This is a genomic window from Kordiimonas aestuarii (genome assembly GCF_025574465.1).
Lineage (GTDB): Bacteria > Pseudomonadota > Alphaproteobacteria > Sphingomonadales > Kordiimonadaceae > Kordiimonas > Kordiimonas aestuarii.
Window position 1 is genome coordinate 260,078 of record NZ_JAOBPP010000021.1, and the last position, 20,374, is coordinate 280,451.

20 protein-coding genes are annotated in these 20,374 nt (G+C 56.8%); 16 read left to right on the plus strand and 4 right to left on the minus strand.

Going from position 1 to position 20,374, the window contains the following annotated elements:
- Positions 1-76: 76 nt before the first annotated feature.
- The gene (locus OEU85_RS13865; RefSeq protein ID WP_262692099.1) at positions 77-847 is read right to left on the minus strand and encodes an ATP-grasp domain-containing protein; all 771 of its coding nucleotides are present in this window, start codon (positions 845-847) and stop codon (positions 77-79) included.
- A 172-nt stretch (positions 848-1,019) separates the two neighbouring features.
- A complete protein-coding gene (locus OEU85_RS13870) occupies positions 1,020-1,388 on the minus strand; it encodes a DUF962 domain-containing protein (RefSeq protein WP_262692100.1) in 369 nt (122 codons plus the stop codon).
- Positions 1,389-1,577: 189 nt separating this feature from the next.
- Between OEU85_RS13870 and OEU85_RS13875 the strand changes: the two genes are divergently transcribed.
- The 16 genes from OEU85_RS13875 to OEU85_RS13950 all read left to right on the plus strand — a co-directional run bounded on the left by OEU85_RS13875 (position 1,578) and on the right by OEU85_RS13950 (position 19,281).
- Positions 1,578-2,027, plus strand: a complete 450-nt coding sequence (locus OEU85_RS13875; RefSeq protein ID WP_262692101.1) for a MerR family transcriptional regulator — start codon at positions 1,578-1,580, stop codon at positions 2,025-2,027.
- A 45-nt stretch (positions 2,028-2,072) separates the two neighbouring features.
- Positions 2,073-3,866 carry an acyl-CoA dehydrogenase C-terminal domain-containing protein gene (locus tag OEU85_RS13880; protein ID WP_262692102.1) on the plus strand — a complete coding sequence of 598 codons (1,794 nt, stop codon included), beginning with the start codon at positions 2,073-2,075 and terminating at the stop codon, positions 3,864-3,866.
- A gap of 34 nt (positions 3,867-3,900) precedes the next feature.
- The gene (locus tag OEU85_RS13885) at positions 3,901-5,106 is read left to right on the plus strand and encodes an acetyl-CoA C-acetyltransferase (RefSeq protein ID WP_262692103.1); all 1,206 of its coding nucleotides are present in this window, start codon (positions 3,901-3,903) and stop codon (positions 5,104-5,106) included.
- A 22-nt stretch (positions 5,107-5,128) separates the two neighbouring features.
- A complete protein-coding gene (locus tag OEU85_RS13890) occupies positions 5,129-7,348 on the plus strand; it encodes a 3-hydroxyacyl-CoA dehydrogenase NAD-binding domain-containing protein (RefSeq protein WP_262692104.1) in 2,220 nt (739 codons plus the stop codon).
- A gap of 124 nt (positions 7,349-7,472) precedes the next feature.
- Complete coding sequence (locus OEU85_RS13895; RefSeq protein WP_262692105.1) at positions 7,473-7,988, plus strand: demethoxyubiquinone hydroxylase family protein; 516 nt, start codon at positions 7,473-7,475, stop codon at positions 7,986-7,988.
- Between the two features lie 77 nt (positions 7,989-8,065).
- Positions 8,066-9,427, plus strand: coding sequence for a DUF4910 domain-containing protein (locus OEU85_RS13900; RefSeq protein ID WP_262692106.1), 1,362 nt, complete (start codon positions 8,066-8,068; stop codon positions 9,425-9,427).
- Complete coding sequence (locus tag OEU85_RS13905) at positions 9,424-10,215, plus strand: formyltransferase family protein (RefSeq protein ID WP_262692107.1); 792 nt, start codon at positions 9,424-9,426, stop codon at positions 10,213-10,215. Before OEU85_RS13900 ends, OEU85_RS13905 begins: the two co-directional genes overlap by 4 nt.
- A gap of 61 nt (positions 10,216-10,276) precedes the next feature.
- Positions 10,277-10,918 carry a B3/B4 domain-containing protein gene (locus tag OEU85_RS13910; RefSeq protein ID WP_262692108.1) on the plus strand — a complete coding sequence of 214 codons (642 nt, stop codon included), beginning with the start codon at positions 10,277-10,279 and terminating at the stop codon, positions 10,916-10,918.
- Between the two features lie 77 nt (positions 10,919-10,995).
- On the plus strand, positions 10,996-12,444 hold the full coding sequence (locus OEU85_RS13915) for a M1 aminopeptidase family protein (protein ID WP_262692109.1): 1,449 nt from the start codon (positions 10,996-10,998) through the stop codon (positions 12,442-12,444).
- Positions 12,445-12,510: 66 nt separating this feature from the next.
- The gene (locus OEU85_RS13920) at positions 12,511-13,344 is read left to right on the plus strand and encodes a crotonase/enoyl-CoA hydratase family protein (protein ID WP_262692110.1); all 834 of its coding nucleotides are present in this window, start codon (positions 12,511-12,513) and stop codon (positions 13,342-13,344) included.
- Between the two features lie 36 nt (positions 13,345-13,380).
- On the plus strand, positions 13,381-14,280 hold the full coding sequence (locus OEU85_RS13925) for an NINE protein (protein WP_262692111.1): 900 nt from the start codon (positions 13,381-13,383) through the stop codon (positions 14,278-14,280).
- A gap of 8 nt (positions 14,281-14,288) precedes the next feature.
- Complete coding sequence (locus OEU85_RS13930) at positions 14,289-14,933, plus strand: phosphoribosylanthranilate isomerase (RefSeq protein WP_262692112.1); 645 nt, start codon at positions 14,289-14,291, stop codon at positions 14,931-14,933.
- Positions 14,934-14,986: 53 nt separating this feature from the next.
- Entirely contained in the window at positions 14,987-16,195 is a 1,209-nt protein-coding gene (gene trpB / locus OEU85_RS13935) for a tryptophan synthase subunit beta (RefSeq protein ID WP_262692113.1), read from the plus strand.
- A 13-nt stretch (positions 16,196-16,208) separates the two neighbouring features.
- Positions 16,209-17,033, plus strand: coding sequence for a tryptophan synthase subunit alpha (gene trpA / locus OEU85_RS13940; protein ID WP_262692114.1), 825 nt, complete (start codon positions 16,209-16,211; stop codon positions 17,031-17,033).
- A 27-nt stretch (positions 17,034-17,060) separates the two neighbouring features.
- Positions 17,061-17,933 (plus strand): acetyl-CoA carboxylase, carboxyltransferase subunit beta, encoded by an 873-nt coding sequence (accD, locus tag OEU85_RS13945; RefSeq protein ID WP_262692115.1) that lies wholly within the window; start codon positions 17,061-17,063, stop codon positions 17,931-17,933.
- Positions 17,934-17,961: 28 nt separating this feature from the next.
- Entirely contained in the window at positions 17,962-19,281 is a 1,320-nt protein-coding gene (locus tag OEU85_RS13950; protein WP_262692116.1) for a bifunctional folylpolyglutamate synthase/dihydrofolate synthase, read from the plus strand.
- Positions 19,282-19,289: 8 nt separating this feature from the next.
- Here the strand turns inward: OEU85_RS13950 and OEU85_RS13955 are convergent, their stop codons facing one another.
- A complete protein-coding gene (locus tag OEU85_RS13955) occupies positions 19,290-19,874 on the minus strand; it encodes a hypothetical protein (RefSeq protein ID WP_262692117.1) in 585 nt (194 codons plus the stop codon).
- A gap of 62 nt (positions 19,875-19,936) precedes the next feature.
- Positions 19,937-20,254, minus strand: coding sequence for a thioredoxin (gene trxA / locus OEU85_RS13960; protein WP_262692118.1), 318 nt, complete (start codon positions 20,252-20,254; stop codon positions 19,937-19,939).
- Positions 20,255-20,374: the final 120 nt, after the last annotated feature.

Sequence of the window (20,374 nt, forward strand, 5' to 3'; positions counted from 1 at the left end):
TGATCCCAAAAGGCCAGCGACAGGGTTATGTCATTGTCCTACCTAAAGTGGCGCAGGAATGCAAATAGATAGGGGGTTAGTCAGTGTTTTGTACCGACCGATCCCCGTCTGACCGAAGGCGTTTTGCAACGATATTGGCATAGCTCGCAATCGCCCCGTTGGGTGTAAAGGCGAGGGAACCGCCGAAGCGAGGATTAAGCTCAAATATCTTCACCACGCCGCCCGCCAGCTTGTAGTCGAAACAGCACAACCCTTCGAACCCGAGCCGCACGAGGATACCTGCAAACAACTTGATATGATCCGCGCTGCCCGTACGGGTAAATCCGAGCGGTTTGACGCCCTCCCGGAACACGACATCGTCGGCGTCAAAGCGTATCTGCACGGTGCTGCAATGGGTGATGGTGGTGCCGTCCACCAACATATGAGTGGCATATTCGTTATGCCCCGTTATCAGGGTCTGACAAAAATACGCCCCGGACGCCATATGCGCTGCATGGCGACTTTCATCTTCCGCATCTTTGATCAGATGGCTGTGGTTGCCCCATTCGTCCGACCGGCGTTTCAATATATAGGGGTATTCAAGCGGTCCTTCGATCGAGGGGACATTATCGCCATAGCCATGCTTGATCAGGAACCGGGCGAACTCAAGTTTGTCGTCGCACAGATCCAGGACACGGTTTGGCGGCAGCAACGCTTTTTTGCGTAGCGCAGCCCCCCTTTCACTGTTCAACCAACGCATGGCATCAAGCCGCAGAGGTACGACAAGATCAAAATCATCCGCATCGATCGATGGATCATTGAAAGGCTTGTAAGTCGCAACAAAGCCCGTCAGTTTGGTTGCCAGCATTCTTTCAGCGCTGGGTTTTGGCGAAAACAGGACGCGCGGCATGTAGGCGCACTTTTGTGTGTCCGAGATACTTCCCTGCTGCACTACTCACCCCATAAAAAGTGACGGGCAGCGCCATCGCGCTGCCTGTTCTGCAGAAGATATATGATGATCCGGGCAGGTACCGCAAGCGCTATGCAGCGCTCGACGCGCCCTTTGAGTTACGTCGGCCATAACGCGCCAGCGCATCTTCCATCGCAGGTGCCAGGCGGCCCGTCAGCCATAAGGACAACATCTTATAGTCGCCGATCAAAGACCAACGGGCATAATCGAAGGTCGCCGGGCGATTTTTTTCGAATACAAAATGACCAACCCAGGCGAAACCATAGCCGATAACCGGATACACAAGCAGCAACCACCATGTCTGGGTGGCCAGCGCATAGATGAAAACCGCGGTCGCAATTATCGTCCCGGCATAGTGCAAACCACGGCAAACCGGGTCGGAATGTTCCGCCAGATAATAGGGGAAAAACTCCCGAAAACTCTCGAATTTTGGTGCCATAGTCCCCTCCCTCATGATCGAGTCGCGCCAATATTGCGCCCAGCGTCAGCAGCACAACATTTAAATCAAACTGCAACGTCCAGAAAATATAGTGCGAAAGCAGGCATCTAGCAAATTTCCCGCGCAGCCATCTTGACGTTAACGTAAACGTTAACTAGATAATGAAGCACATTAAAGGGAAGGTTACCAATGCGAGCGGAAAAATGCGTCACCTATTCCATCAAGGAATTGGCGTGCGAATTTGGCGTTACGCCGCGCACGCTCAGACACTATGAAGAACAGGGCCTCCTCACGCCTGAGCGGCAGGGGCAGAACCGCATTTACCACGTCAACGACCGTGTCCGGCTGGCATGGATTCTGCGCGGAAAACGGGTCGGTTTCTCGCTTCAGGAAATTGGCGAAATGCTCGATCTCTATGACCTTGGCGACGGCCGCGAGACCCAACGTTCGGTCACTGTCGAGAAATGCCGCGCCCGCATTCGCGCCCTCGAAGAACAACGCGACGACATCAACGCCACAATAGACGAGCTTCAGGATTTCTGTTCCTTGATCGCCAATCTCGTGCGCTCTGAAGAATCGGACCAGTGGCTTCGCCGTGACACCGGCGAACCCCTGCGCCAGTACGCACCCAAAAGATGACATCTGATAGACGTATAATCACACTGACATAGTTGAGGTTTAAATATGCCAACATATCGCGCCCCCGTGAAAGACATGAGCTTCGTGCTCAATGAAGTGCTGAATATCGGCCAATACCAAAACCTGCCGGGATATTCGGAAGTCACCCCTGACCTCGTATCCGCCATTTTGGAAGAAGGGGCCAAATTCTGTGAAAATGAGCTTCAGCCGCTGAATTATTCCGGCGACCGTGAGGGTTGTACGCGCCATAATGATGGTTCTGTCACAACACCGAAGGGCTTCAAGGAAGCGTATAATAAATATGTTGAGGGCGGCTGGTCCGGCCTGACACAGCATCCTGACTTTGGCGGTCAGGGGCTGCCCCATGTGCTCGGTTTCTGCTTTGAAGAAATGATGATCTCCTCAAACCATGCTTTTGCCATGTACCCCGGTCTTTCCGCTGGTGCGATGGCAGCGATCTCGCTTGACGGCACGGACGAGCAAAAACAAAAATACCTGCCGAAGATGGTGGAAGGCTCCTGGACCGGCACCATGAACCTGACCGAACCACACTGTGGTACCGACCTCGGCCTGCTCCGCACCAAGGCCGAACCGCAGGACGATGGCTCCTATAAAATCTCCGGCACCAAAATCTTCATCTCGGCTGGCGATCATGACCTCTCTGAGAACATCATTCACCTCGTGCTGGCACGCCTGCCCGATGCACCGAAGGGTGTTAAAGGCATCTCGCTTTTTATCGTACCGAAATACAAGGTTGGCGATGATGGCAGCGTGGGTGAATTCAACAACGTGAACACCGCCTCCATCGAAGAAAAGATGGGCATTCATGCCAACTCTACCTGCGTCTTGAACTATGACGGTGCCCGCGGCTACCTGATCGGCGAACCAAACAAGGGCCTCCGGTCCATGTTCATTATGATGAACGCCGCGCGCATCGGTGTGGGCATGCAGGGCCTTGCCAATTCGGAAGTAGCATACCAGAACGCGGCCGATTATGCGCGGGACCGTCTGCAGGGACGTTCCATTTCCGGCACCAAAAACCCGGACGGCCCAGCCGACCCTATCATTGTGCACCCGGACGTTCGCCGTATGCTGATGAACGCCAAGGCGTTTAATGAAAGCTCGCGCGCTGCATCGCTTTGGTGCGGTGTGCTGGTGGACCTCGCCCACAATGCGGAAACCGAAGAAGAACGCCAGTCGGCGGAGGATATGGTTAGCCTCCTGACGCCGATCATCAAGGGTGTTTTCACCGACCGCGGCTTTGAATACTGCGTCTCCAGCCAGCAGATTTTCGGTGGTCATGGCTATATCGCCGAACACGGTATGGAACAGTTTGTGCGCGACGCCCGTATCGCTCAGATATACGAAGGCGCTAACGGCATTCAGGCGCTTGACCTTGTCGGTCGCAAACTACCTGCCAACGGTGGCCGCGCCATTCAGGCTTTCTTCAAATACGCCGCCGATATCCGTGAAAATGCCAAAGGCGACGACCGTCTGCGCTCCTTCACCGATGCACTTGGCGCTGGCCTCAAGGACCTGCAGCAGGCCACAATGTGGTTGATGCAGAACGCCATGCAAAACCCTGACAATGCGGGTGCGGGTTCTACGGCCTACATGCACCTCTTTGGGCATGTGCTGCTCGGCCTGATGTGGACCCAGATGGCAAAAGTTGCCGCGGATGCACTGGACGGCGACACAAGCGACCCTACCTTCTATGAGAACAAGCTCACAACTGGCCGTTACTACATGAAACGCCGCATGCCCGAGATCAAAGCCATGCTGGCCGAGATCGAAGCCGGTGCGGATGAGGTCATGGCCCTCGACGCCGCAAATTTCTAAATCCCTGAAGGGAAGTTAAGGGAGTTATAGACAAATGACTGACGCATATATTTTTGACGCCGTGCGCACCCCGCGCGGACGTGGCCGGGCTGATGGCTCGCTGCACGAAATCACGCCGATCCAGCTTGCGACACAAGTATTGCAAGCAGTACGGGACCGTAACGACATCGATACCGCTAACATTGACGATGTTGTGCTGGGCTGTGTGTCACCGGTGGGAGAACAGGGTGCCGATATTGCCCGCGTAGCAGCGATCAACGCAGGCTATGCCGAAACAACGGCGGGCTTCCAGGTCAACCGCTTTTGTGCCTCTGGCCTTGAAGCTGTGAACATTGCGGCGGCCAAAGTGATGTCTGGCGAGGCCGACATGGCCATTGGCGGCGGCGTAGAAAGTATGAGCCGCGTGCCCATGGGCAGTGACGGCGGCGCATGGCCGGTTGACCCATCTGTAGCCTTCGACAGCTATTTTGTGCCGCAAGGCATCTCGGCCGACCTTATCGCCACCAAATATGGTCACAGCCGCGATGATGTTGACGCCTACGCCGTTGAAAGCCAGAAGCGCGCGAAAGCCGCGTGGGACGAGAAGCGTTTCGCGAAATCCATCGTGCCGGTGAAAGACGTTGTTGGTATGAACGTGCTTGACCATGACGAGTTCATGCGGCCCGAGACCACCATGCAGTCGCTGGGTGCGCTGAAGCCGTCCTTCGTGCAAATGGGTGAATTTGGTTTCGACAATGTAGCCATTCAAAAATACCCCGAGGTGGAGCGTATCAACCACGTGCACCACGCCGGTAACTCGTCCGGTATTGTGGACGGTGCATCCGCCATTCTCGTCGGCACCAAGGAAATGGGTGAAAAGTTCGGCCTTACGCCACGCGCCCGCATCCGTGCCATGGCATCGATCGGGTCCGAGCCGACAATCATGCTCACCGGGCCGGAATTTGCTGCACAGAAAGTGCTTAAGCGTGCAGGCATGAGCGCATCAGACATTGACGTCTGGGAGCTGAATGAAGCCTTCGCGTCAGTGGTTCTGCGCTTCATGGAAGCACTCAATATCGACCATAGTGACATCAACGTAAACGGCGGCGCCATCGCCATGGGTCACCCGCTGGGTGCCACCGGCGCCATGATCCTCGGCACCGTGCTGGACGAGCTTGAGCGCAGCGGAAAATCTACTGCCCTCGCCACGCTCTGCATCGGCGCCGGCATGGGCACCGCCACCATCATTGAACGCGTATAAGAGAGCGAAGGGAGACACCACAATGACCGAGACCATTCGCTATGAAGTAGACAGCGACGGCATCGCGCTTCTGACCATTGACCTGCCAAACACCGGCATGAATGTGTTCAACGCGCAGCTGATCGAAGACCTTGAAACCTGTGTTGGCAAAGTGCTGGCTGACGATGCCGTCAAAGGCGCTGTTATCACTTCCGGCAAGGACGCTTTCCTTGCGGGTGCTGACCTTAACATGCTGGGTGCTCAAGCCGGTGCCGAGCAGACTCCGGAACAAGCCTTTGAAGGCGCATTCCGCCTCAATAAGATCCTCCGCCTCATCGAGACCGGCGGTAAGCCACGTAAAGAGCTTGCGCTTCAGGGGACCAAGGCTTTTGCAGCGGCCGTGAACGGCCTTGCGCTGGGTGGCGGGTTTGAGCTCGTGCTTGCCTGCCACTACCGCGTGATCACCGACAGCCCTAAAATGCAGCTTGGCTTCCCGGAAGTGCAAGTGGGCCTTCTGCCGGGCGCTGGCGGCACACAGCGCCTGCCGCGTATTGTCGGCATTCAGGCAGCGGCACAGGCTATCACCACCGGTAAGCCCTATAACGGGCAGATCGCACTTGGCCTTGGCATCGCCAACGAGATGGTGCCGACGGAACAGGTTGTTGAAAAAGCCAAGGCGTGGGTCAAAAAATCTCCAAGTGCACTCGCACCATGGGACAAAAAGGGCTTCAAATATCCGGGCGGTGCAGGGGCAATGAATCCGTCTGCCGTACAAACCTTCATTGGGGCCAACGCCATGGCGCAGAAGCAGACCCAGCACAACTACCCTGCTGTGCAGGCGATCCTGTCGTGCCTCTATGAGGGCGGTATTGTTGACTTTGACACCGCCATCCGCATCGAGAGCAAATATTTCATGACGCTGCTCGCGGGTTCTGTGGCACCCAACATGATCCGTAGCCTGTTCATCAACAAGCAGGCCGTGGAGAAGGGCTCACTCAGGCCAAAAGGTATTGAGCGCAAGACGGTGAAACGCCTTGGCATGCTGGGCGCAGGCCTGATGGGCGCGGGCGTGGCATATGTCTCCGCCAAGGCAGGCATGGACGTTGTACTGCTGGACCGCGACATGGCTGCTGCGGAAAAAGGCAAGGACTATAGCCGCAACCTGGTGAAAAAAGGTGTTGAACGCGGCAAGGTCAGCCAGGAAAAGGGCGATGCGCTTCTCTCGCGCATCACAGCGACAGACAACTATGATGACCTCAAGGACTGTGATCTGATCATCGAGGCTGTGTTTGAAGCCGAGGACATCAAAAAAGATGTCACCGAGAAAACCGAAGCTGTTATTGGCAAAGACATTGTGTTCGCCTCGAACACATCGACCCTTCCGATCACAGGGCTGGCGAAAAACTTCTCTCGCCCGCACCAGTTTATCGGCATCCACTTCTTCTCACCGGTAGACAAGATGCCGCTTGTGGAAGTCATCATGGGTGAAAAAACCGATGACGAAACCCTCGCGCTCGCGCTTGATTATGTCAGCCAGATCCGCAAGACGCCGATTGTGGTGAACGATAGCCGCGGCTTCTACACCAGCCGCTGTTTCGGCACCTATGTGCAGGAAGGCTATGCCATGGTCAAGGAAGGCGTGAACCCTGCGCTTATTGAGAACGCAGGCAAGATGGCTGGCATGCCGGTTGGCCCCTTGGCCGTGGGTGACGAAGTGGCGATCGACCTTTCCTACAAAGTGGGCATGGCGACCCGCAAAGCGCTCGGCGACAAATATGTGCCGTCCCCTGCTGATGGCTTTGTCGAAAAAATGGTCACCGAGCTTGAACGATTCGGCCGCAAGAATGGCAAGGGCTCCTACGTGTACCCCGAAGACGGCAGCTCAAAACACTTGTGGCCGGGCCTTGGTGAGCATTTCCCCCTCTCGGAGAACCAGCCAAGTGTGGATGAAGTCAAATCCCGTCTAATGGTGCGGCAGGCGATCGAATGTGCCCGTTGTTTTGAAGAAGGCGTGCTACGTGACACCGCTTCAGGCGACATTGGCGCCATCTTCGGCTGGGGTTTCGCGCCCTTCACCGGCGGCCCGTTCAGCTTCATTGATACCATGGGCGTGGACGAATTTGTCCGCGAGGCCGACCGTCTGGCGCAGGAATACGGCGAGCGCTTCACGCCGCCACAGCTTCTGCGTGACATGGCGGACAAGGGCGAGACCTTCTACACCAAAGGCGATACCCGCGGCCGCATCCCGGCGCAAGCTGCATAGATCACTTGAGTATTCGCCCGTTTCTGGCGTGTACTGAGTAAAAATCAGGCCGTCTCGTATTCCCACGAGGCGGCCTTTTTTATTCATGTTGCCATTTCAAACGCACCGTGGGAATGCTCACATCATGACCCACACCTCCGAAACCATCCTGAAGGTCAATCATGCAGGCGAGTATGGTGCCATGCAGATTTATCGCGCGCAGATAACCGCCGCGCGGCTCATGGACTGGCCATGCACCGCTGACCTTGAACATATGAAAACCCATGAGGAAGAGCATTTCGCCATATTCGACAAATTGGCCAGGAAGCGCGGAAGCCGCACTTGCCACGCCCTGTGGCTTTGGGCGATCGGCGGTTATTTCCTTGGTTTTATCACCGCACTTTTTGGCGAACGCGGCATCTGGAGCTGTACCATCGCTGTAGAGCGGAATGTCTTCAATCACCTTGTGGAACAGCTTGACTGGGCCGCGCAGCATGATGCCGAATTACATGCTGCGGTGCATGCCATCATCGAAGATGAAGCCGCCCACCGGGACGAAGCGCTGATAAACCGTGGCAAGCCAAGGCTGTTGGACCGCACGCTTGAAAGCATGGTCGGGACCACCACCAGTTTTGCCATTTGGCTATCTCACCGGCTTTAGCCGGACTATAGTCGCGCATGGTCTGGCGCGGCACGGCTTTTGCTTATGCCTAGCCTGTTTGCAACAAGGGACCGGATATGTTTGATAAATTTCCGTCAGATCATGCCTTGATCGACAAGGCATTTGATGCGCTTTTCCCCATGTTCCGGTCCATCACCGGGCCAGGGCTTGAGGCATCGATTGACTATTTCCGGCAGTTTATGCCGCTTGAGACAGAAAAAGTGCCCACGGGGTCGAAGGTGTTTGACTGGACGGTGCCGCCTGAATGGCATTGCAGGCGCGCGCGCCTTTGGGGGCCGGCCGGTGAGGTAATATGCGACACGGACGTGAGCAACCTCTCGGTCGTCAACTATTCAGAACCCATCGACGCCAGCTTCAGCCTTGATGAACTGGAGCCGCATCTTTTCAGCCTGCCCGACCTGCCGGATGCTGTTCCCTATGTGACCAGCTATTATAAGCGCACCTGGGGCTTTTGCCTGCCGCACAAAAGGCGCACAGCGCTGAAGGCGGGCAAGTACCGTGTGTTGATCGAAAGCGAATTCCGCGATGACGGCGGTGTCCCCTTTGCCACCTGTGTGCTGCCGGGGGAGAGCGAGCGGGAGATAATGCTGACAAGCTACCTCTGCCACCCCTCACTTGCCAACAATGAACTGAGTGGGCCGCTGGCGCTGCTGGCGCTCTATCGCCGCCTCAGCAAGTGGGAGCGGCGGCGCTACAGCTATCGTTTCGTGCTCAACCCCGAGACCATTGGCTCGCTTTGCTTTCTGTCCCGCTATCATGAGCATCTGAAAGCGAAGCTTGAAGCCGGCTTTATTGTCACCTGTATCGGCGGGAACATGCCGCGCATCCGCTACAAGGCCAGCAGGCAGGGCACTTCATCGGTTGATACCATCATGCGGCGCCTCCATGACTGCAAAGAGTTTTCGCCGCTGCCGATCAGCTATACGGACTTCACGCCCGTTGGCGGTAGTGACGAGCGGCAATATTGTGCGCCCGGCTTCAATTTGCCCATGGGGCAACTGGCGCGGTCGGCTTATGATGAATATGACGGCTACCACAATTCGCTGGACGACAAGACCTTCATGGATGTGGCGGGGCTTGTGAAAGGTGTCGATACCATCGAGAACGCCTTGCAACTGATTGAGATGGGCGGCAAGCCGGTGAACCTGTCGCCCTATGGCGAACCACAGCTTGGCAAACGGGGCCTTTATCCCAATTTGAACGCAGACAGCACACGCCGTACCTCAACCGACACGGTTGAAGACGGCCGTGTGCGGCTGGAGCGCATGATGTGGATATTGAACCTCGCGGACGGGCGCCACAGCGTCAGCGATATGGCCGACATCTGCAAATGCAGCATGGAGGACCTTCGGCCGGTTATTGAAAGGCTTGAGGCTGAAAACCTCTTGTCCTTCCATGCGGAGCCGCTGGCGCCATGAAAGTTGTCTTCATCACCGGCGACCACCCGCGTCACAGCTATATCGCCCGCGCGCTTGCCAGCACCGGCCACCTGACCGCAATCATCAGCGAACGGCGCGACGCCTTTGTGCCAGAACCACCCGCACACCTGAGCGAGGCATTGAAAACCCTGTTCCGGCACCATTTCGCTAAACGTGAAGGCTGCGAAGCCAGACATTTTGGCACTCTGGAATGGCCGGACATACCCCGCCATGACACCACGATGGATGCGCTCAACGGTAAGGAAACGCAGGCACTGCTGTCGCACCATAAACCAGACCTGCTGTTGAGCTATGGTTGCCATATGCTGAGCTCCGAGACGCTGGACTGTGTGGTGGGCGAGCGCTGGAATATTCATGGCGGCCTGTCCCCCTGGTACAAGGGCGCCATCACTCACTTCTGGCCAAGTTATATGCTGGAACCCCAGATGACCGGCATGACCGTGCATGACCTTACCACTGCGCTTGACGCCGGGGATGTTGTGCATCAGTGCGCGGCAGACCTTGTGCGCGGAGACGGACTGCATGACCTCGCGGCCCGCGCTGTGCTGAAACTGGCCAAGGAATTGCCCGACCTCATTGAGAAACTGGCGCGCGGCGAAAAGATCAAAAAACACGCCCATAAAACCACCGGCAAGCTCTGGCCCTCCCGCGACTGGCGACCGGAACATTTGCACACGATCTACACAGTCTATAACGACCGGATCGTTGATCACTATCTTGATGGTGCGTTTGAAAAAAGGGCACCAAAACTCCATCGGCAGGTCTGAGCCCTTTCGGCCATTACCGTAAAGCTTTATGCTGCGGATGATTCCGTCGCATGAGGAAATTATGGCTTTTACGATCGACCCGCGTTTTCAGGAACTTGGTTTTGCTGTCCATGTGGGCATGCTCGATTTCGATATCGGCGTGCGGGAAAGCGAGGAAGCCCTCGTCAACGCGGTCGCGGACGGCGCGCGCCTCAGGCTGGAAGAACTAATGGGTGAAGCTGCGTCAACCGACCCTGTAATTGCCAACATTCGTGCCGCTTTCAAGGTATGCGGGAAAGACCCGAGCCGTTACCGCCCCTCTTCCGAAAGCCTCACCCGCCGGGTGATTGCCGGCAAAGGGCTATACAAGGTCAATAACGTGGTCGACAGTGGCAACCTCGTGTCCCTGATGACCGGAATCCCGGTCGGCTGTTACGATACCGGCAAAATCGATGGTGAAATTCGCCTGACCATTGGCGACGCGGGAGAGGCGTATGAGGGCATCGGTCGCGGCATAGTCAACCTTGAGGGCCTGCCAATCCTCAAGGATGAAGCCGGTCCCTTCGGCAGCCCCTATTCGGACAGCCACCGCACCGCGGTAACAGAAGGGGCCAGGAAACTGACTTGCGTCATCTATGGCCTGAATGTTGATATCGCCCATGTGGAAGCCGCTGCAGAGATTGCAGATACCCTCATCCCCGGCTTCTGCGCCCCCACCCACTAGGTGCGGCTTGACCACGCCGAATTATTCGGCTTAAATCCTGAATTGTTACTATATTACACTATAAAATGGGGCTTGGGATGCGGATGGGTTTTGGTGTAACGCGTATTATCACTTTCATTTTTGTTATTTTTTCCACTGGCAATCTCGCCAACGCAAACGACAATATTGAGCTTCTGAACAGTACGCTTATTACCAAATTGCATCTCGACGCCAGCCCGGACAGGGCACAGATGCTCGCTGCCTATCAGGTGAGCTTCCGCAACAAGGGCGATGCGCCGCTAGAAAAAGTGACAATCCTGTTGAACCCGGGCCTGCAGGTAAGCAAGGTACTGGGCGCCGGCGGCAGAAAGCTGCAAACACGCAATCGCAATGCCCACATTGCAGGCAGAGAACCGCTCAGGCTCAACGCTGTGGACATTACGCTCGCAAGCCCGCTCAAGCACAATAGCCGTCGGGAAATTGTCATTCATTATGCCGGTTCGCTAGAAGACCTTTCGCTCGTGGGGCTACCACAATCGCGTGAGGTGCTGCACCCCACTTTTACCATGCTGCGGGCCCAAGGATTCGCCTATCCCGTTTTTGCCCGCCCGGAAATGCAGGCGATTGAAGCGGCATGGCATGGCAAGCCGTTCCATCAGGTGGCCTTTGTCGAGGTCAATGGGAACCAGAAGGTCGTCGGCAACCTTGCCTTCGCGGAAAAAACCATCAATAGCGGCAAGACCAATTTTGAGCTGAAAAGCACACAACCGACCGGCCCGCTTGCCCTTGCCATCGGCGACTATGATATAGGCCGCAATAGCGGCATCTCCACCGCTTATCGTGGTGGGCAGTCCGCAGCGGCGACAAACATCGCCACCGCTGTCCAGACATATGCTCACAGCCTGACCCGAAAACTTGGCGCGCCGAAAAGCGATGCTATGTTGACCATTCTGTCGGTACCTGATGGATATGGTAGTGGCCACAGCGAAGGGCTGATTTATGTCGAAGACAGTATGTTTGACGCCGCCACCCTCACAGGGGATACAGACTTTGCCGCAAAAGTGCGCGGCGCTGTGCGGGACATGTGGCTGTTGAATCCGTCCCACAGTACCGGCCACTGGGCAAACGGTGTTGACCGTTTCATTCTCGCCTCAAATACACCCTCAACCGACATACTTGTGTTTAAAGAGCAACTGTTTGGGGAAGTGCTGGCCCTTGAGGCCCAGAACGAAAAGCTGGGCAAAACACCCCTGACTGATTTCACCATCGAGGGTTTCGACGCGGAAGCGGACATAATAAACACACTTGCCTTCGCCGTGCTTCATGACCTTCTTGGCGACGAAGGGTTCTGGGGGCTGACCCGCCAGCTGCGTGCTGACCTGAGTGCGGGATATACCGACACCTCAACCGTGCTCGACTTTCTTGACCGCACCCTTGAAAACCGCAGCGCTAAAAAGTTTGTCACAAACTGGTTTGAAAAAGGGCGTATGGGTAAAGATCTCGCAAAGGCCAAAACATATGCCGAGCTTGTCAAGCGATACCGCTAATCCAGGCTGGCCTTCCGGCGCTTTCGCCCAATATTTACCTCAAGGCAAACATCGGGGAGGCATGCCATGACGTATGAAACGCTTGAAGTCACAATAGAGAATAATGTCGCCCATGTGGCGATGGACCGCCCCGACAAGCTGAACGCCATGAACGGCACTTTCTTTTCGGAAATGGGCAAAGCCTTCAGGGCTCTTGACGGCGATGCCGACGTGCGCGCCATCGTGCTCTCAGGCAACGGCAAGCACTTCACCGCCGGGCTTGACCTCAAGGAAAGCGGCAATGTACTGGGTGCGGCAGAGGGTGACCCTGCGCGAGTGCGCGACAAACTCCGCCGTCATATTTTATGGCTGCAGGATAGCTTCAATGCTGTCGACAACTGCCGCGTACCAGTGATCGCCGCCATTCACGGCGCGTGTGTCGGTGGCGGCATAGACCTTATCGCGGCTTGCGACATTCGTATCGCCAGCTCGGAGGCGTGGTTTTCGATTCAGGAGATCAATGTCGCGATTGTTGCCGACCTTGGCACACTGCAACGCGCACCTTACCTGCTACCGCTCGGCATCCTCAAGGAACTCGCCTACACAGGCCGCAAGATGCCCGCCAGTGAGGCCAAGGGGCTTGGCTTTGTCAACCATGTGCATGACGACAAGGACATGACGCTAAAGGCTGCGTTCGACATCGCCGGGCAAATTGCAGGTAAAAGTCCCCTTGCGGTCAGTGGTACAAAAGCGGTACTCAATCATGCACGCGATCACACCGTTGCAGATGGCCTTGATTATGTTGCAACATGGAATAGCGGTATGCTGTTGGGTGAAGACCTGATGAAAGCAGCAGGCGCGGCGCTGACCCGGCAACATGCCGAATTTGCGCCGCTTCACGAAAGTGACGACCCGGCGTGATCTATCGCCCCGGGGGCTAGAGAAGGCACGACGGGGATGTTTGAAACGGCCATTACCTGGATTGAAGCCAATGCCGACCTGCTGGGCGGTATTGGCACGCTGTCGGCACTGACCATGTTTCTGGTCACCAATGGCCGCACCATGATGCAACGTCGCGCGGCACGCAAGAACGGCGAAGACCCATCGTTGTCCAGCATGCCCGCGCTTGGTTTCATTGATGCCGCACCGCCATCACCGGAATATGGCGGGCGCAAAGCCATTGCGGTGATGCCCTTCAAGGAAATGGGCGACCTGCCCCCCCATTTTCGGGACGGCCTGGTGGAAGACCTGATCGCCGACCTGCAGGCCGTTGGCTTCGGCATTCCCGCCAAACGATCGACCGAGAAACTGGCGGAAAGTGGGCTTGAGCCGCATGAGATTGCCCGTGAGTTGGGCGCACATCTGGTGCTTGAAGGCAGCATCCGCATGCAGGACAACCGCTACCGTATCGCGGTACAGCTTCTGGACCGCACCGCTTCAATCTTATGGTCGGAACGCTTCAACCTGGCGGGCGATGATGTTATGGCCCTTCAAGAAGCCGCCGCACAGAAAATCACCAACGCTGTGGCGGCCCTTCAGGGGGAAGGCAAGAAACGCGTGGACGCGGCAGCTGCGGATGTCGCCCCCTTCCGTACGCAAAGCGAAGCCTATGCCGCGACTTACTCTCCCAAAAGCAGGCTGGTGGCGCTGTTCCTTGCTGTTTTTGTCGGCTTTTTTGGCATACACAGGTTTTATATTGGCCGCTGGATCACAGGTGTCCTGTATTTTCTGACAATGGGACTTTTTGGCATCGGTTGGCTGCTTGATATTGTCCTGATCGTTGTTGGCGCGCAGACTGACGGCAAAGGTCGCTTCATTCGCCTGTGGCTCCCCGAACCCCACACCCACGCAGCCTGAGAAAACCTATGGCCGTTCATACCAAGATTTGTGGTCTTTCGACCGCCGAACACGCCAACCTTGCCGCCTTTTATGGTGCGCGCTGGCTCGGTTTCATATTTTATGAGCCCTCGCCGCGAAACGTCACCTTGCAAGCTGCTTTCACCATGCGCCGTCATCTGCCCAAACGGGCCGAACGCGTTGGTGTTTTTGTGAATGCCAACCATAATTTCATCGAGGCCGCCGTTGATGCGCTCGATCTTGACTGGGTTCAACTGCACGGCGACGAATATCCGCATGAGGTGTCCGAACTCAAGAACCGCCTGGGTGTATCTGTTATCAAAGCCGTCGGGGTTAGCGAACGCGCGGACCTTGCGCAAGCTGACGCTTTTGCATCCCATGCCGATGCCATACTTTTTGACGCCAAGCCGCCCAAAGGTGCCACCTTGCCAGGCGGCAACGCTGTATCATTCCCGTGGCATATACTGGCGGATCAAAAGCTTTCTTACCCATGGCTCTTGGCAGGCGGGCTGACTGCGGAGAACCTGCCAGCCGCGATCGCTGAAAGCGGCGCACATGCCGTTGATGTATCCTCCGGCGTTGAAGACACACCGGGGCAGAAATCCGGTGAAAAAATTGAGGCCTTTCTTCGCGCTGCAAAAGCCGTTAGGTAAGTTGGCACGTATAAGGACAGTCTTCGACTTATTCTCGAGTGTAAGGTAAAATCATGGTCCTCAACAGTTATCGCACCGGCCCCGATGAAAAGGGGCATTTTGGCAAATATGGCGGGCGTTATGTCTCTGAAACCCTGATGCCGCTCGTGCATCAAGTGGAAGCCGCCTACCGGGCAGCGATCAAGGACCCGGAATATCTGCGCGAACTGGATGAACTGAACCGGGTTTACATCGGTCGGCCAAGCCCCTTGTATTTTGCCGAGCGTCTGACGGAGCAACTTGGCGGCGCCAAGGTTTATTTCAAACGCGAAGAACTTAATCACACTGGCGCGCACAAGATCAACCATGCCATTGGGCAGGTATTGCTGGCAAAACGCATGGGCAAAACCCGGGTGATTGCGGAAACCGGCGCAGGCCAGCACGGTGTTGCCACCGCCACGGTGGCTGCGCGTTTTGGCCTCAAATGTACCGTCTTCATGGGGGCCGTGGATATTGAACGGCAAAAACCCAACGTCTTCCGCATGAAACTGCTGGGCGCTGAGGTAAAACCGGTAACCAGTGGTTCCGCCACGCTCAAGGACGCGATGAACGATGCGCTCCGTGACTGGGTCACCAATGTGCATGACACCTTCTATATCATCGGCACGGTTGCGGGCCCGCACCCCTACCCGATGATGGTGCGTGATTTCCAAAGCATCATCGGCCGCGAAACGCGCGAGCAAATCATGGCTGCCGAGGGCCGCTTGCCGGATAGCCTTGTGGCCTGTGTGGGTGGCGGATCGAACGCCATCGGGCTTTTCCACCCTTTCCTTGATGACGCGGATGTGGACATGTTCGCCGTTGAAGCCGCCGGGCACGGCGTGGATACAGACCAGCACGCCGCCTCCATCGCGGGTGGTGCACCGGGTGTGCTGCACGGCAACCGAACCTACCTGCTGCAAAATGCTGACGGTCAGATCACCGAAGCACATTCCATCTCCGCCGGGCTGGATTACCCCGGCATCGGGCCAGAGCATGTGTGGCTGCATGAAAACGAGCGGGTCAGATATGTCTCCGCAACCGACAAGGAAGCGCTCGACGCCTTCCGGATGTGCTGTCGCACAGAAGGTATAATCCCCGCGCTTGAAAGCAGCCACGCGCTTGCACATATCATTCGTATGGCCCCAAAACTTCCAAAAGAGCATCTGTGTGTGTTGAACATGTCCGGTCGTGGCGACAAGGATATCTTTACCGTGGCAGACGCCCTTGGCGCAGAAATCTGAGACAGGAAACGTTATGAGCAGACTGAAATCCTGTTTTGAGCGGCTGGCCGGAGAAAACCGTGCCGCTTTTGTCACCTTCGTAACCGCAAACGATCCGGATTTTGGCACCTCGCTTGAGATTGTCATGGGCCTGCCGGACGCTGGGGCCGATATTATCGAACTGGGCATGCCGTTTACCGACCCGTCGGCAGACGGCCCTGCCATCGACCGCGCTGCACAGCGCGCACTGGCCTCGGGTGGATCGATGATCAAAACGCTTGAGATGGTGCGCAGGTTTCGTGCAGTCAACGCTGATACGCCGCTCGTTCTGATGGGGTATTTCAACCCGGTTTACGCCTACGGCATTGACCGTTTCACAGCTGACGCCGCGGCGGCGGGCGTGGACGGCCTGATCATTGTTGACCTGCCGCCGGAGGAAGACGAGGAACTGCGCGTGCCCGCAGGCAAGGCCGGGATTGATGTGATCCGCCTCGCAACACCAACCTCCGATGACACGCGGTTGCCCACAATCCTTTCCGGCGCGAGCGGTTTCGTCTATTATGTGGCAGTTGCGGGTGTCACCGGCGGCAAGTCCGCCACCAAAGACGACATCAGCGCGGCAGTCGCGCGCATTAAAACGCATACAGACTTGCCAGTTGCTGTCGGATTCGGTATCCGCACGCCTGAACAGGCCGCTGATGTCGCGAGTATTGCTGACGCGGCCGTCGTCGGGTCTGCCATCGTATCCCTGATCGAAGGCGGGCTGGACAATGACAACAAGCCCAAAAAGGGCATGACTGAAGACGTGCTGACCTTCACCAGAAAGCTGGCGGACGGTGTTCGCAAGGCAAAACGGTAAGCACAAAACGAGAAGGGGTTGAGGCGCATGAGCTGGCTCACCAATTATGTCAAACCGAAGCTGAGAAAAGTCCTGAATCCGAAGGAAACGCCGGATAACCTGTGGCACAAGTGCAAAAGCTGCGGGCAGATGATCTTCCAGAAGGAATTCATCGCCAACCAGTATGTGTGCGCACACTGCGACCATCACGACCGCGTGCCGCCCAAGGACCGCTTCGACGCCCTGTTTGACAATGGCACTTATGAGCTTATCGATATGCCGAAGGTAAACCAGGACCCGCTCAAGTTCCGCGATACAAAAAAATACACTGACCGCCTGAAGGTCGCCCGCAACACCACAGGTGACGAAGACGCCATCAAGGCAGCTGTTGGCAAGGTGGGCGGCGTAACCACGGTGATCGCGGTTCAGAACTTCTATTTCATGGGCGGTTCCATGGGCATGGCCGTGGGCGAAGGCATCATTGCCGCCGCACAACATGCGCTTAAAATCAGCGCCCCCATGGTAATGATGACAGCGTCCGGTGGTGCCCGCATGCAGGAAGGTATCCTCTCGCTGATGCAGATGCCGCGTACGACCGTGGCGGTGCAGATGCTGCGCGACGCAGGTCTGCCCTACCTTGTGGTACTGACCGACCCGACAACTGGCGGTGTGTCAGCCTCCTACGCCATGTTGGGTGATATCCAGATCGCAGAACCGGGCGCGATGATCGCCTTCTCCGGCCCTCGCGTGATCGAACAGACTATCCGCGAGAAACTGCCGGAAGGTTTCCAGCGCTCTGAATACTTGCAGGAGCATGGCATGGTCGACATGGTAACGCACCGTCATGAAATGGCAGAGAAACTGGGCAGCGTGCTGTCGATGCTGATGAGCGGTCGTCACCGGAAAAAAGCCGCAGAATAATAACACGCCGCGCGCGCGAGGAACGTTCATGGACACTTCGGCCAGCGACAAGGTTCTCGCGCGCCTCAAAAGTCTGCATCCGGTTGAGGTCGACCTGTCACTTGAGAGGCTGTACCGCCTGCTTGAAAAGCTGGATAACCCTCACAAAAAGTTACCCCCGGTCATTCATGTGGCGGGCACCAACGGCAAGGGCTCAACGGTGGCCACCCTGCGCGCCATTGCCGAGGCCGCCGGGCACCGTGTGCATGTCTATACCTCCCCACACCTCGTGCGCTTTGCCGAACGCATCCGGGTTGCCGGGCAGGTCATCGGCGAGGAAGAGTTCACCACCCTTCTTGAGGAAGTCGAGGCACGCAACGACGGGGATGACATCACGTTTTTTGAGGTCACCACCGCCGCCGCTTTCCTTGCGTTCGCGCGTATCCCCGCAGACCTGTGCGTTCTTGAAGTGGGCCTTGGCGGGCGGCTGGACGCTACTAATGTGATCGATAAACCCGCCGCTGTGGGCATCACCTCCGTCAGCATGGACCATGAAAATTTCCTCGGGAATACGTTGGGTGCAATCGCGGGCGAAAAAGCGGGCATCATGAAAGCCGGGGCACCCACAGTCATTGGCCCACAGACGGGCGAGGCTATGGGCGTCATTCGCGCCCGCGCGGCCGATCTTGGCCTGAAGCCGCAGGTATTTGATGAAGACTGGCATGTGTTGCCGCACCTCAAGGGCGGCAGTTTTCGTTATACCCACGGACGGTGCGAACTTGAACTGCCCGCCCCAAGCCTTGCGGGTGAACACCAGATGATTAACGCGGGAATGGCAATTGCCCTCGCGCGTGCACAGAAGGCCATCACCATCCCGGATGCCGCCATCCGCGCGGGCTTGGGCTGGGTGCGCTGGCCTGCCCGGCTGCAAGAGCTTTCGGGCACGCAGCTCAACGCACTACTCCCGGACGGGGCCTCGCTATACCTTGATGGCGGCCACAACCCGGCAGCAGGGCAGGTAATTCGCAGTTTCCTGACCGGCATAGACCCGGTTGAACGCGCCATCACACTTGTCATCGGCATGTTGAACCGGAAGGATGCAAAGGGCTACCTGAAGCCGCTTGCAGGCATCGTCAACCATGTGATCGCAGTTCCCATCGAATGCGACGAAGACCCGGCCGAACCCGGCTTTCTTGCTGCCGCCGCGACCGACGTAGGCATCAATGGTATTGTCGCCAAGGACGTGCCCTCAGCCCTCAAGATGATCACCGAGCGCGCGCACCCCGAACGCCCGCCCTTTGTGCTCATCGGCGGCTCCCTCTATCTCGCAGGCAATGTGCTCAGGATGACCGGCGAACTGCCCGCGTGACGGCTGCGCTACTTGAGTTCAATCGCTTCATCGGTGCGGAGCGAAACAACAACCGCCAGCGTTTCACCCCTCTGCGTTTCATACACCACCGTGAATTTGAGCGGATCGTCTTGATGCTCAATCATCTTCGGTTTCGTGTTAGGAATGGCGATACCCTGCGCCTCTAAATAGCTTTCCGCTATTTGTACCGAATCTTGATACAGCCCATCATAAACCGCGTTCCGAAAATCTATGTCGCGCGAAATTCCGGGCTCAAGCGTGATCCAGCCGCCTATTATAACAACCGCCACACCCATTCCCGTGAAGTGCCTTCGCTGCTCTGCGGGAAGTCCCCACCAGTCAGCACGTACTGCGTGTAGACCTCCCTCCAGGGCGACCAATGCGATGCACGACACTACGAAAGCACCTACAAATGTAACAATAGCGAATACGCCAAAGTGGCCTTCGCGCAGGTATTCCAAGTACAGAAATACACCAGTGCCGATGATCGGCGCAGCCAGCACAAACGGCCCTCCACTGTCATGGTCCGGTGCAATTAATCTAGCCGCCCAAGGAACAGCGGTCAGAACAAAAATGAGCGCCAGATATTCCATTGTCCCCCCTACAAAAAAGGCGCCACAAAGGGGCGCCTTTTCCTAGCAAACTGTCGCCAGCCTTAGATCGACTGGTTGATCCACTGCTCAAGCTGCGCGCGCGGCTTGGCACCCATGGTGGTTGCCACGGCTTCGCCGCCCTTGAAAATCAACATGGTCGGGATAGAGCGCACACCAAATGACGTTGGTGTTTCCGGGTTCTCGTCAATGTCCATCTTGGCGATGACGATGTCGTCACGCTCGCCGGAGATTTGCTCCAGAACCGGGCCAATCATCTTACACGGGCCGCACCATGGCGCCCAGAAGTCAAGAAGCACAGGTTTGTCTGATTTCAGGACCTCAGCCTCAAAGTTGTCATCAGTCACGGTGATGGTTGCCATCTGTCTACTCTTTCTTTGCTAACCGGTGATGGCGCCTTGGGCCTCACGCGGGGCCCCTGTCCGGGCCGGTGGTCTCGTCACAGTCGTTAAGGTAAGAAGGCACTCTGCTGTGGTCAAGGT

Excerpts from the sequence above, each read along its gene's own strand:
- OEU85_RS13950 (WP_262692116.1), top strand. The coding sequence starts at position 17,962 with ATGGACACTTCGGCCAGCGACAAGGTTCTCGCGCGCCTCAAAAGTCTG.
- OEU85_RS13875 (WP_262692101.1), top strand. The coding sequence starts at position 1,578 with ATGCGAGCGGAAAAATGCGTCACCTATTCCATCAAGGAATTGGCGTGC.
- OEU85_RS13895 (WP_262692105.1), top strand. The coding sequence starts at position 7,473 with ATGACCCACACCTCCGAAACCATCCTGAAGGTCAATCATGCAGGCGAG.
- OEU85_RS13920 (WP_262692110.1), top strand. The coding sequence starts at position 12,511 with ATGACGTATGAAACGCTTGAAGTCACAATAGAGAATAATGTCGCCCAT.
- OEU85_RS13910 (WP_262692108.1), top strand. The coding sequence starts at position 10,277 with ATGGCTTTTACGATCGACCCGCGTTTTCAGGAACTTGGTTTTGCTGTC.
- OEU85_RS13930 (WP_262692112.1), top strand. The coding sequence starts at position 14,289 with ATGGCCGTTCATACCAAGATTTGTGGTCTTTCGACCGCCGAACACGCC.
- OEU85_RS13890 (WP_262692104.1), top strand. The coding sequence starts at position 5,129 with ATGACCGAGACCATTCGCTATGAAGTAGACAGCGACGGCATCGCGCTT.
- OEU85_RS13905 (WP_262692107.1), top strand. The coding sequence starts at position 9,424 with ATGAAAGTTGTCTTCATCACCGGCGACCACCCGCGTCACAGCTATATC.
- OEU85_RS13925 (WP_262692111.1), top strand. The coding sequence starts at position 13,381 with ATGTTTGAAACGGCCATTACCTGGATTGAAGCCAATGCCGACCTGCTG.
- OEU85_RS13880 (WP_262692102.1), top strand. The coding sequence starts at position 2,073 with ATGCCAACATATCGCGCCCCCGTGAAAGACATGAGCTTCGTGCTCAAT.
- OEU85_RS13885 (WP_262692103.1), top strand. The coding sequence starts at position 3,901 with ATGACTGACGCATATATTTTTGACGCCGTGCGCACCCCGCGCGGACGT.
- OEU85_RS13955 (WP_262692117.1), bottom strand. The coding sequence starts at position 19,874 with ATGGAATATCTGGCGCTCATTTTTGTTCTGACCGCTGTTCCTTGGGCG.
- OEU85_RS13865 (WP_262692099.1), bottom strand. The coding sequence starts at position 847 with ATGCTGGCAACCAAACTGACGGGCTTTGTTGCGACTTACAAGCCTTTC.
- accD (WP_262692115.1), top strand. The coding sequence starts at position 17,061 with ATGAGCTGGCTCACCAATTATGTCAAACCGAAGCTGAGAAAAGTCCTG.
- OEU85_RS13870 (WP_262692100.1), bottom strand. The coding sequence starts at position 1,388 with ATGGCACCAAAATTCGAGAGTTTTCGGGAGTTTTTCCCCTATTATCTG.
- trxA (WP_262692118.1), bottom strand. The coding sequence starts at position 20,254 with ATGGCAACCATCACCGTGACTGATGACAACTTTGAGGCTGAGGTCCTG.
- trpA (WP_262692114.1), top strand. The coding sequence starts at position 16,209 with ATGAGCAGACTGAAATCCTGTTTTGAGCGGCTGGCCGGAGAAAACCGT.
- OEU85_RS13900 (WP_262692106.1), top strand. The coding sequence starts at position 8,066 with ATGTTTGATAAATTTCCGTCAGATCATGCCTTGATCGACAAGGCATTT.
- trpB (WP_262692113.1), top strand. The coding sequence starts at position 14,987 with ATGGTCCTCAACAGTTATCGCACCGGCCCCGATGAAAAGGGGCATTTT.
- OEU85_RS13915 (WP_262692109.1), top strand. The coding sequence starts at position 10,996 with ATGCGGATGGGTTTTGGTGTAACGCGTATTATCACTTTCATTTTTGTT.